This is a genomic window from endosymbiont of unidentified scaly snail isolate Monju (assembly GCF_000801295.1).
Classification (GTDB): domain Bacteria; phylum Pseudomonadota; class Gammaproteobacteria; order Chromatiales; family Chromatiaceae; genus MONJU.
Window position 1 is genome coordinate 258,581 of the sequence record NZ_AP012978.1, and the last position, 10,686, is coordinate 269,266.

General features: G+C 65.3%; 10 protein-coding genes. 8 read left to right on the forward strand and 2 right to left on the reverse strand.

What is annotated here, in order from left to right; genetic code table 11:
- Window positions 1–5 precede the first annotated feature (5 nt).
- From ccoO to EBS_RS01345, 7 genes are all read left to right on the forward strand, one after another.
- Window positions 6–740, forward strand: coding sequence for a cytochrome-c oxidase, cbb3-type subunit II (gene ccoO / locus EBS_RS01315; RefSeq protein ID WP_043109031.1), 735 nt, complete (start codon window positions 6–8; stop codon window positions 738–740).
- A gap of 38 nt (window positions 741–778) precedes the next feature.
- Window positions 779–991, forward strand: a complete 213-nt coding sequence (locus EBS_RS01320) for a cbb3-type cytochrome oxidase subunit 3 (RefSeq protein WP_043106955.1) — start codon at window positions 779–781, stop codon at window positions 989–991.
- Window positions 984–1,907 carry a cytochrome-c oxidase, cbb3-type subunit III gene (gene ccoP, locus EBS_RS01325; RefSeq protein ID WP_043106956.1) on the forward strand — a complete coding sequence of 308 codons (924 nt, stop codon included), beginning with the start codon at window positions 984–986 and terminating at the stop codon, window positions 1,905–1,907. The genes EBS_RS01320 and ccoP overlap by 8 nt, the downstream gene beginning before the upstream one ends.
- Before the next feature lie 85 nt (window positions 1,908–1,992).
- Window positions 1,993–3,411, forward strand: coding sequence for a cytochrome c oxidase accessory protein CcoG (gene ccoG, locus EBS_RS01330; protein ID WP_081999752.1), 1,419 nt, complete (start codon window positions 1,993–1,995; stop codon window positions 3,409–3,411).
- A gap of 3 nt (window positions 3,412–3,414) precedes the next feature.
- Window positions 3,415–4,212, forward strand: a complete 798-nt coding sequence (locus EBS_RS01335) for a FixH family protein (RefSeq protein WP_043106957.1) — start codon at window positions 3,415–3,417, stop codon at window positions 4,210–4,212.
- Window positions 4,209–6,635, forward strand: coding sequence for a heavy metal translocating P-type ATPase (locus tag EBS_RS01340; RefSeq protein WP_043106958.1), 2,427 nt, complete (start codon window positions 4,209–4,211; stop codon window positions 6,633–6,635). Before EBS_RS01335 ends, EBS_RS01340 begins: the two co-directional genes overlap by 4 nt.
- Before the next feature lie 39 nt (window positions 6,636–6,674).
- Window positions 6,675–8,441, forward strand: a complete 1,767-nt coding sequence (locus EBS_RS01345; protein WP_052199180.1) for a hybrid sensor histidine kinase/response regulator — start codon at window positions 6,675–6,677, stop codon at window positions 8,439–8,441.
- 7 nt (window positions 8,442–8,448) lie between these two features.
- Here the strand turns inward: EBS_RS01345 and EBS_RS01350 are convergent, their stop codons facing one another.
- Both EBS_RS01350 and EBS_RS01355 read right to left on the reverse strand, forming a co-directional pair.
- A complete protein-coding gene (locus tag EBS_RS01350; RefSeq protein ID WP_043106959.1) occupies window positions 8,449–8,916 on the reverse strand; it encodes a LuxR C-terminal-related transcriptional regulator in 468 nt (155 codons plus the stop codon).
- Window positions 8,886–9,083: a helix-turn-helix domain-containing protein gene (locus EBS_RS01355; protein WP_081999753.1), complete on the reverse strand. Its 198-nt coding sequence runs from the start codon at window positions 9,081–9,083 to the stop codon at window positions 8,886–8,888. Before EBS_RS01355 ends, EBS_RS01350 begins: the two co-directional genes overlap by 31 nt.
- Before the next feature lie 273 nt (window positions 9,084–9,356).
- On the opposite strand from EBS_RS01355, the gene EBS_RS01360 reads away from it, so the two are divergent.
- Window positions 9,357–10,685, forward strand: coding sequence for a TolC family outer membrane protein (locus EBS_RS01360; protein WP_171816157.1), 1,329 nt, complete (start codon window positions 9,357–9,359; stop codon window positions 10,683–10,685).
- Window position 10,686: the final 1 nt, after the last annotated feature.

A 10,686-nucleotide genomic window follows, 5' to 3' on the forward strand; every position in this document is an offset into this window, starting at 1 on the left:
TGAAATTGAATCACGAAAGCATCGAAATCAATGCCGGCCTCATGATCGTGCTGATCATGCTGGCCATCAGTATCGGCGGCCTGGTCGAGGTGGCCCCCCTCTATTACATCGAGGATACCGTCGAGAAGGTCGATGGCGTGCGCCCCTACACGCCGCTCGAGCAGCGTGGGCGCGACATCTTCATCCGCGAGGGCTGCTACACCTGTCATTCGCAGATGATCCGTCCCTTCCGCGACGAGGACATGCGCTTCGGCCACTATTCGCTGGCGGCCGAGTCGCAGTACGACCACCCCTTCCAGTGGGGTTCCAAGCGTACCGGTCCGGACCTGGCCCGCGTGGGCGGCAAGTACTCGAACGCCTGGCACGTCAAGCACCTGAACAATCCGCGTAGCGTGGTGCCCGAGTCGATCATGCCCAACTATCCCTGGCTGCTGAAGACCGAACTGGACTATTCCGATATCGCAGCGCGCATGCGTGCGCTCAAGGCGGTCGGTGTGCCCTATTCCGAGACTGACGAGGAATATCAGGCGAACGTCGAGAAGTTCGGCAAGGAAGTCGCCGAGATGCTCGACATCAACAACGCGGAAAAGAACCTCATCAAGCAGGCGGAGGCCGGCAACTACGACAAGGACCCCAGTCGCGTGACCGAGATGGATGCCCTGGTGGCCTATCTCCAGGTGCTGGGCACCATGGTGGACTTCAGCAAGTACGACGAGGGCTACTTCGCCGAGTTCCGTTGAGCCGGCGAAGGTCTTCCAACCGATAGCAGGGTCCGACGATGTTCGAATGGCTGTCCCACATGGAGAACACCAAGCCGCTGGCGCTGGTGATCTTCTTCGTCACCTTCGTGGGCATCCTCCTGTACGTGTTCAGTGGACGCAAGCGCGCCAAGCGCCTGGAGTCCTACAAGAACATCCCCTTTCTTGACGACGAGAAAGAGACATCGGATCGGGCCGGAAAAGTAGCAGACAAGGATCAAGACAATGGCTGATCAATCGCAACACAAAGCCGTGCAGACCACCGGTCACGCGTGGGACGGCGATCTGCAGGAATTCAACAATCCGCTGCCGCGCTGGTGGCTGTGGACCTTCTACGCCACGGTGGTGTTCGCCATCGTGTACTGGATCCTCTACCCGGCCTGGCCGGTGGGCAAGAGCTTTACCAAGGGTCTGGCCACCACCAGCTTCGTGGACGCCGACGGCAAGGAGGTGACCACGCACTGGAACACCCGTGCCGAATTCATCCGTGACATGCAGTCGGGCGAGGAGGCGCTCAAGCAGAAGGCCTACCTGGAAAAGGTTGCCGGCGCCTCGTACGAAGAGATCCTCAACGATCCCGACATGATGGCCTTCACCCAGTCCCTGGCCAAGGTGCTGTTCGCCGACAACTGTGCGGCCTGTCACGGCCTGGGCGGCACGCCCGCCGAGGTGGGCAACTTCCCCAACCTGCGTGACGACGCCTGGCTCTGGGGTGGTTCCATCGCACGTATCGAGCAGACCATCCGCAAGGGGCGTCTCGGTTACATGCCGTCATTCGGCAAGGTGTTGTCCGACGAGGAGATCGAGGCCCTGGCCAACTATGTGCTGAGCCTGTCCGGGCACAATGTGGACAAGGGCCTGGCGGCCCGTGGCGACAAGCTGTTCCACAGTGAACAAGCCGGCTGTTACTACTGTCATACCAACAGTGGCAAGGGCCTTTACTCCCAGGGTTCGGCCAACCTCACCGACCAGGTGTGGACCGTGGCCGACGTGAACGGTGCCGGCAGCGTCGCCGAGAAGGTCGAACGCGTGAAATCGGTGATCCGCAGCGGCATCCAGCGCCGGATGCCGGCCTGGGAAGGTCGTCTCAGCGACGAGGAGATCAAGCTGCTGACCGTCTATGTGCACGGACTGGGCGGCGGCCAGTAAGCGACTGTCTTCCTCGTGAACGGTAGAGAAAAGGCCGCTTGCGACCTTTTCTCGTTCCTCCACGATCGGTACGGGTAACACGACCATGGCAGAATCGGGTGATACCCAACTCTATGCGCCGCGGCAGGCGATCTTTCCGCGCTCGGTCAAGGGGCGATTTCGTCGCCTGAAATGGGGCGTGCTGGCGCTGGCCTATGGTGTCTACTTCCTGCTGCCCTGGCTGCGCTGGGAGCGCGAGAGCGGGCCCGACCAGGCGGTGCTGTTCGACCTGGCGGGGCGCAAGTTCTATATCTTCGACCTGGTGGTCTACCCGCAGGACATCTTCTGGTTGGCTGGTCTGCTGATGATCTTCGCCTACCTGCTGTTCTTCGTTACCGGTATCGCTGGACGGGTGTTCTGCGGCTATTTCTGCTTCCAGACCCTGTGGACCGACGTGTTCATCTTCATCGAGCGCCTGGTGCAGGGCGAGCGTCCCGCGCGCATCCGCCTGAGCAAGCAGCCGATGACTGCCGAGAAGGCCGTCAAGCTCGGGCTCACCCACCTGCTGTGGCTGCTGGTGGCCTTCGTCACCGGCCTGACCTTCGTGCTCTACTGGGGCGATGCGCCGCAACTGGTGGCCGATTTCTTCACCGGCCAGGCCCCCTTTGCGGCCTATGCGACGACGGTGTTTCTCACCGCTACGACCTACGTGATGGCGGGTATCGCCCGCGAGCAGGTCTGCACCTACATGTGTCCCTATGCGCGCTTTCAGAGCGTGATGTTCGACAAGGACACCCTGATCGTCTCCTACGATCGCGCGCGCGGTGAGGGCAGTGCCGGCCGGGCCAAGCTGGGGCGTGACCTCAAGACCCGCGAACAGCGGCAGGCTGCGGGCGTGGGCGACTGTATCGACTGCGGCTATTGCGTGCAGGTCTGTCCCACCGGCATCGACATCCGCAACGGTCTGCAAATCCAGTGCATCTCCTGTGCCCTGTGCATCGACGCCTGCGACACCATCATGGACTCGCTGGGCTGGGAGCGTGGACTGGTGGGGTATTCCTCGCAGCGGGTCGAGGATGGCGGCAAGCGCGCCCGCCTGCTGCGTCCCAAGGTGCTGGGGTATGCGGCGGTGCTGCTGGTGGCCGTGGCTCTGCTGGCGTGGAGCGTGGGCAACCAGGCACCTTATGATCTGGCGGTGAGCCAGGTGCGCCAGCCCATCTTCACCCGCCTGTCCGACGGGCGCATCGAGAATGCCTACCAGATCAAGGTCAACAACAAGACCGGGCACAGGCTGGGGCTCACCTTCTCCATCGAGGGGCTGCCCGATGCCGAGCTCGACATGGGGCGTTTTCGCCACATCGTGCTGCGACCCGAGCAACGCCTGCGCCTGAGCGCACGCATCAAGGCGCGGCCCAGAGTGCTCGATGGTCGCACTCACCCGGTGACCATCGTTGCAACACCTGACGCCGGCAGCGGCCTGTTGCCGGTGCGTCATGCAACGGTCTTCTACGTGCCCAAGGGGTGATTCATGGGTGCGGGCGAACTGATCCAGAGCATCGGGCTGGGGGTGGTGGCCGAACTGGTCGTCTACCTGGTCGCGACCCGTCTGTTCCGGCTCTCCGGAAAGGCCGCCGCCATGGTGGTGGCCCTGCTGGTACTGCTCTTCTATGTCCCCTGGGCCATCATTCACTGGCCCGGTCCCGACATCTTTGCGGTGCATCTGGCCATCTACCTGACCCTGGCCTATGCCCTGGGCATGATCGGTTCGCGGGTGGGCAAGGGCTTCCACTGGGCGCCGGCGCTGATCGTCACCTTCTTCGTCGGCGTGATCGCGCTGAACATCGTGTTCGTCACCGTGGCCGAACGGGGTATCACCGGCATCTTCGCCGAGCTGCTGCCCAGGCCACAGGAGAGCGAAGGGGTGGCCGACTCGGAATTCCCCGGCGTGGTCTCGCACGACTTCCAGGAAAAGGAGGCGCTGTACAACCAGTATCTCCAACAGGTCGAGGCCCAGCGCCGGCGCGGCTGGCGGGTGAAGAAAGGGTGGCGCCACAAGCCCTGGGTGGGGCGTCCGGAGACCCTCATCGTCACGGTACACGACCGGGACGGGCGGCCGATCACCGGTGCGGAGGTCCACGGGCGTTTCCTGCGCACCTCGAACAGCCGGGACGATTTCGACTTCCGCTTGTCCGAGGTGGGCGGTGGCGAGTATCGTGCGCAGATCACCATGCCCCTGCCGGGGCTCTGGCGCCTGGTGCTGGAAATCCGCAAGGGTGAGGCGCGGCACGAGATCCGCGCCACCACCTCGGTACTGCCCGAAGAATGACCGCCCCGGACGACGCCCCGCAACGCACCGAAGAAAGCTGCTTCCACTGCGGCCTGCCCGTGCCGCCCGAGGCCCATTACCCGGTCGAGATCGACGGCCAGATCCACAATCTCTGTTGCCGGGGCTGCCAGGCGGTGGCCCAGGCCATCGTCGATGGGGGGCTGACCTCCTTCTACCGGCACCGCGAGAAACCGACCGGCCGCCCCGAGGAGCTGATCCCCGAACAGCTCGCGCAGATGGAACTGTACGATCAGCCGGCCCTGCAGGCCGGTTTCGTGTCAGTGGACGAGAACGACCTCAAGCAGGCCTCGCTGATCCTCGAGGGGATCACCTGTGCGGCCTGCGTCTGGCTCAACGAGCGCCATGTGCGCTCCTTGCCCGGGGTGCAGGACTTCCAGGTCAACTACAGCACCCACCGTGCGCACGTGAGCTGGGACGACAGCCGCATCAAGCTGTCGGACATCCTCAAGGCCATCGCCAGCATCGGCTATGTGGCCCATCCCTTCGATCCCGGCCGCCAGGAACAGATCCAGAAGAAGGAGAAGTCACAGGCGCTGCGGCGTCTGTTTGTGGCTGGCCTGGGGGCCATGCAGGTGATGATGCTGGCGGTGGCCATGTATGCCGGCGATGCCTACGGCATGGAAGCGGACATCGAGCAGTTCATGCGCTGGGTCAGCCTGCTGCTCACCCTGCCGGTGGTGTTGTATTCGGCCAGTGGTTTCTTCGTTACCGCCTGGCGTGATCTGCGGCGCCGGCAGTTGAGCATGGAGGTGCCGGTCTCGCTGGCCATCGGTGCGGCCTTCGGCGCCAGCCTTTGGCACACCCTGCGCGGCAGTGGCGAGATCTATTACGACTCGGTGTGCATGTTCACCTTCTTCCTGCTCGCCAGCCGCTACCTGGAGATGGGCGCGCGGCATCGTGCCGGCCAGGCCGCCGAGGCCCTCGTCAAGTTGTTGCCGGCGACCGCCACCTGCATCGTGGACGGCCGGCACGAGGCCGTGCCGGTGGCGCAGTTGTGTCCTGGCGATCGGGTGCTGATCCGTCCTGGCGAGACGGTGCCCGCCGATGGCGAAGTGGTCGAGGGCGAAAGCTCGGTGGACGAGTCGCTGCTGACTGGGGAAAGCCTGCCGCGGCACCGGGGGCCAGGCGATGCCCTGGTCGGCGGCAGCCTCAATGTCGAGAGCCCCCTGCAGATGCGGGTCTCCCGCGTGGGCGAGGACACCATGGTCTCGGGCATCGTGCGCCTGCTCGATCGCGCCCAGGCCGAAAAACCCCGGCTGGCAATGCTCGCCGACCGCGTCGCCGGCTGGTTCGTGGCCGCCCAGTTGTCGATCGCCACCGCCGTGGCCATCGGCTGGTGGCTGCATGCACCGGAGCGCGCCTTCGAGATCACCCTGGCGGTACTGGTGGTCACCTGTCCCTGCGCCCTGTCGCTGGCCACTCCGGCAGCGGTCACCGCCGCCATTGGCGCGCTCACCCGGCTGGGGCTGCTGGTGACCCGGGGGCATGTGCTCGAGACCCTGGGCGCGGCCGATCACATCGTGTTCGACAAGACCGGAACGCTGACCCGAGGCATGCTGACCCTGGCCGGGGTGCAGCCGTTGTCAGACACGGGCGAACAGCAGGTGTGTCATCTGGCCGCTGCCCTGGCGCGCGATTCCGAGCACCCGGTGGCACGCGTGCTGGCCCTGCACGGCAAGGCGGCGGATACCGTGACGGACCTGCGTTCCCACCCCGGCAAGGGGATGGAAGGGGTGATCGATGGGACCCGCTATCGCCTGGGCAATGCCGCCTTCGTGGCCGAGTTGATCGGCAGCGAACCACCGCCGGCCGCGGACCTGGCGGGCACGCCGGTCTACCTGGGCAGTGAACAGGGCTGGCTGGCGCGCTTCGTACTGCGCGACCGCCTGCGCGAGGATGCGGTCGAGGCGGTGCGTGCCCTGCGCGAACTGGGACTGACGCCCCATATCTACAGCGGTGACGCAGCCGATGCCGTGGCCACAGTAGGGCGCGAACTGGGTATCGACGACTGGGCGGCGCAACTGCGCCCCGAGGACAAGCTCGCGCGCGTGCGCGCCCTGCAGCAGGCAGGCCACAAGGTAGTGATGGTGGGCGACGGGGTCAACGATGCCCCGGTGCTGGCCGGTGCCGATGTGTCCGTGGCCATGGGGCAGGGGGCTCAACTGGCCCATGCCAGCGCCGACATGGTCGCATTGTCCGAGCGCCTGGCGGTGCTGCCCGAGGGCGTGCGCAAGGCGCGCGATACCGGCACCGTGATCCGCCAGAACCTGGCCTGGGCCGTGGTCTACAACCTCATCGCCGTCCCCCTGGCCGCCGCTGGCTGGGTCGCCCCCTGGATGGCCGCCATCGGCATGTCGCTCAGTTCGCTGGTGGTCGTGGTCAATGCCTTGCGCTTGAAATAGCCTTTTGCGGAGTGGTGACCGATGGGCTAGCCTCTGGGCATGTCCGAGGATCCGCGTCCGAACACGGCCGGCGACACGATCCCTCCCGAGGTGATGCTGCGTGGCCGTATCGAGTTGCTCCAGGCCCAGTTCCCCTTCGTGCTGCTCGGCAATGCGTTGGTGCCGACGATAGCCGCCTGGTTTCTGCGCGCGCGTGTCGAGTACGAACAACTGGCGCTGTGGGTCTCCGCGATCTGGGTGGTGGCGCTGTTGCGTTGGCTGGTTGGCCGGCGTCTGGCAGACGCCCCCGAGACGCCGCGCAGCCAGCGCTTGCGCCTGCTGGTGTTCGTGCTCGGTTCGCTGCTCTCTGGCCTGCTGTGGGGAAGCAGTGCCTGGTTCCTGCTCGATCTTGCCGACCCCGTCTATACCTCCCTGATCATCCTGATGCTGGCTGGCATGACGGCCGGTGCGGTGCCCTCGCTTTCCGCGCATGCGGTAGCCTATTTTGCCTACGCGGTGCCGACGATGTTGCCGGTCACCTTGTTGCTTCTGGGAGAGGGGGCCGATGCCGTGCCTGCCGGCGGGCTCTTCATGTTGCTGTTCCTGATAGTGAACCTGGGATACAGCCTGAGGTTGCATCGCAAGTACGGCGAGACGATCGCCTACCGTTACGAGAACGCCCAGCTGGTCGACCGTCTGCGTCGCCAGATGCAGATCGCCCAGGAGGCGGATGTCGCCAAGTCGCGCTTCCTGGCGGCCGCCAGTCATGATCTGCGCCAGCCCCTGTACGCCATGGGGCTCTTCCTGGACGCCCTGAGCCAGACACCCCAGCAACCGCAGCAGCAGATGTTGTTGCAACGCGTGCGTCAGTCGCTGGAGGCGCTGCGCCAGTTGTTCGATGCCTTGCTGGATATCTCGCGACTGGACGCGGGTGCCATGGAGGTGTCCATCCGGGTGGTGGATCTCGATATCCTGCTGCAGGATCTCTACGACGAGTTCGAGCCGCAGGCGGCGAAGAAGGGGCTGGAACTGCGCATCGACGATGAGGCGCCCCTGGTGATGACCGATCCATTGCTGCTCGAGCGCATGTTGCGCAATCTGTTGTCCAATGCGCTGCGCTACACCGAACAGGGGAAGATCCACCTGGCCTGGGAGCAGGTGGACGACCGGGTGTGGCTGAGCGTGGCCGATACCGGTCAGGGGATTGCGGAGGACGATCAGCAACGCATCTTCGACGAGTTCCAGCAGGTGGGCAACCCGGGGCGTGACCGTCGCCGCGGGCTGGGTCTGGGGCTGGCCATCGTGCGTCGCCTGTCCAATCTGCTCGATCACCCCCTGCGCCTGAATTCGGCGCCGGGGCAGGGCAGCCGATTTGCCCTGGAGCTCCCGGTGGCCCCGGACGACGAGATCTTCGAGGAGTCCCTGGAGCCGGCTTCGCTGCACACCCCCTGGGTCGGTGATGTCCTGGTCGTGGACGATGAGTCCGATGTGCTCGATGCGGTGGCCGAGGTGTTGCGCGGCTGGGGCATGCGGGTGCGTTGTGCCGGTGACGAGGACGAGGCCATGGCGTTGATCGAAAAGGGTTTTCGTCCCCAATTGCTGATCACCGACTATCGTCTGCCGCGTGGTCCCGTGGGGCTGGAACTGATCGACCGCATGCGAGAGGTCCTGGGACATCGGCTGGGTGCCCTGCTGATTACCGGTGATACGGCCCCCGAGGAGTTGGCACGCATTCACGCGCACGGGACGCCGGTATTGAACAAGCCCGTCGGGGCGGCGGGCCTGCGCCAGGCCATCGACCGAGAGATGGAGACGCACGCGGCCTGAGCGCGCGCTATTCCGTCATGCTCTTGCGTCTGACCAGGCCCAGCTCCCTGGCCCGGGTGAGGCATTCGGTACGGTTGCGGGCGTCGAGCAGGCGGAACAGCGTCGCCAGGTGAAACTTGACAGTGTGCACGCTGATGTTCAGCCGCTGTGCGATCTCGGCATTGGAATCGCCGGCGGTCAGCGCCTCGAGGATGTGCTGCTGGCGTCGCGTCAGCTCCGGCAGGGTGTCGTTCTGTCGTTGCCTGAGCCGGGCATGGATCTCCCGGGGCAGCCAGTTCTCCCCTTGCAGCACCCGTTGCAGGCCATCCAGCAGCATGCTCGAACTGGTGGATTTGGGTATGAAGCTCTGGGCTCCCGCCGCCAGCGCGCGTTGGATGTCATGCAATTCCTCCGAGGCCGAGATGACCACGACCGGGCAGTCCAGGCCGCGTTCTCTCAATGCACTCAGCAGGTCGATACCATCGATGCCAGGCATCCCCAGGCGATCAGCAGCAGGTCGATTTCCGACATCAGGTCGAGCTGGTGCAGGGCCTCTTCGGCGCTGCTGGCCTCTCTCGTATCGACCTGTTCCCCCATTTGCCGCAAGAGCAATACCAGGCCCTCGCGGAAGAGGGCGTGGTCATCCACTACCAGAATATGCACGAGTCCGGGTCCTCACTCTGGGTGTACTAGCCGGATGGCTAGTGTTTTTTGTTTTTGTCGTCCCTAGACTGCCGACCTACAGGCATCCGTCCTCAAGCGGAAGTGCCAGCATAACAAACATGGACCGACAGAATGCCGGAGGCAAGCCGCCGGGGGCCGAGTCGGGAGAGGCGGCGGCCCGGCGGGCTCGTGCGTCGTGGCGGGAAGAGTCGAGAGTGGGGCATCCGAATGACGATACATTGGCCATGGGCGTGGGTGGCCTTGCTGGGGGTAATGGCCGCACTGGTGTCCGGTGCGCGCGCGGCGGAGCCAGCAGGGGGATCATCGCATGCTACTCCAAGGGATCTGGTAGCGATCTACCGGGAGGCGCTGAAGCGGGATCCTCGTTTCCGGGCGGCGGCGTTGCAGCGCGAGGCCGACGGAGAATTGCGTCTCCTGGCTCGCGCACGGTTGCTGCCGGAGGTCACCTTCGAGGCGCAATACACCCAGACGCGGCAGGAGATCCTGGCCTCGGACAATGCGGTGTTCGGTTCGGGAACCAGCACCTTCCCCAGCAGCACCTACACCCTCACCCTGACCCAGCCCCTGTTCAACTGGGCCTCCTGGCAGGGATTCCGCAAGGCCGAGGCCGAGGTGCGTGCGGCGGATGCCGATTTCGCTGCCGAGAAAATGGACCTGCTGCTGCGCGTGGCCGAGCGCTATTTCGAGGTACTGGGGGCGCGGGACGACGTGTCCTCGCGCAAGGTCGAGCAGGTGGCGCTGGCCAAGAATCTTGCCTATGCCCGGCAGCGTTTTCGTTCCGGGCTGACCAATATCGCGGATCTCAGCGACGTCAAGGCCCGTGACGCACTGGTGCGCGCCTCGCTGATCGAGGACGTGGCCCGGCTCGATGATGCGCGACAGGGCCTGGCCGAACTGGTTGGTTGGGGCGGCATGCGCCTGATGCGCCTGGACACGAAGATGCCGCTGCCCAGGCCCGATCCCGAGGACGTGGATGTCTGGGTGCAGCGCGCCATGCAGAACAACCCGGAGTTGGTGGCATTGGCAGTGCGGGTGGAAGTGGCACGCCGCGAGGTCTCGGTGCAGCAGGGCGGGCATTTCCCTACGGTGGGGGTGACTGGCCGCCACAACTATCGCAAGACCGAGGGCACGCTCTTCGGGGGCGGCAGCGAGGTGGCGACCACCGATCTGTCGGTGTCGCTGAGTCTGCCCTTGTATCGTGGCGGTGCGACATCGGCGGCGGTGCGCCAGGCCGTGAAGCAACACGCCAGGGCCCAGGAGGCCCTGCAGCAGCGCCAGCGAGAGATCGAGCGGCAGGTGCGTGCCGCGTTCGAGGGGATGCGCACGGCACGCAGTCGTATCGAGGCATTGCGCGAGGGGGTGGCGGCCCAGCAGGTGGTGGTCGAGGGACGACGCCGTGGTGAGCGGGCGGGCGTCTACACGCAGGTGGCGGTCGCCGAGGCCGAACAGGACCTGCAGGCCGCGGTGCGTGACCTGACGCGGGCGCGCTACGACTATCTGCTTGAAAGCCTGCGTCTGAAACGGGCGGCGGGCCTGCTCGCCGTGACCGATCTCGAAGCGATCAACGCCTGGCTGCGCTGAC

Bases quoted from the DNA above. Each gene is read 5' to 3' on its own strand.
- EBS_RS01320 (WP_043106955.1), top strand. From the start codon at position 779: ATGTTCGAATGGCTGTCCCACATGGAGAACACCAAGCCGCTGGCGCTG.
- ccoP (WP_043106956.1), top strand. From the start codon at position 984: ATGGCTGATCAATCGCAACACAAAGCCGTGCAGACCACCGGTCACGCG.
- ccoG (WP_081999752.1), top strand. From the start codon at position 1,993: ATGGCAGAATCGGGTGATACCCAACTCTATGCGCCGCGGCAGGCGATC.
- EBS_RS01335 (WP_043106957.1), top strand. From the start codon at position 3,415: ATGGGTGCGGGCGAACTGATCCAGAGCATCGGGCTGGGGGTGGTGGCC.
- EBS_RS01340 (WP_043106958.1), top strand. From the start codon at position 4,209: ATGACCGCCCCGGACGACGCCCCGCAACGCACCGAAGAAAGCTGCTTC.
- EBS_RS01345 (WP_052199180.1), top strand. From the start codon at position 6,675: ATGTCCGAGGATCCGCGTCCGAACACGGCCGGCGACACGATCCCTCCC.
- EBS_RS01350 (WP_043106959.1), bottom strand. From the start codon at position 8,916: ATGCCTGGCATCGATGGTATCGACCTGCTGAGTGCATTGAGAGAACGC.
- EBS_RS01360 (WP_171816157.1), top strand. From the start codon at position 9,357: ATGGCCGCACTGGTGTCCGGTGCGCGCGCGGCGGAGCCAGCAGGGGGA.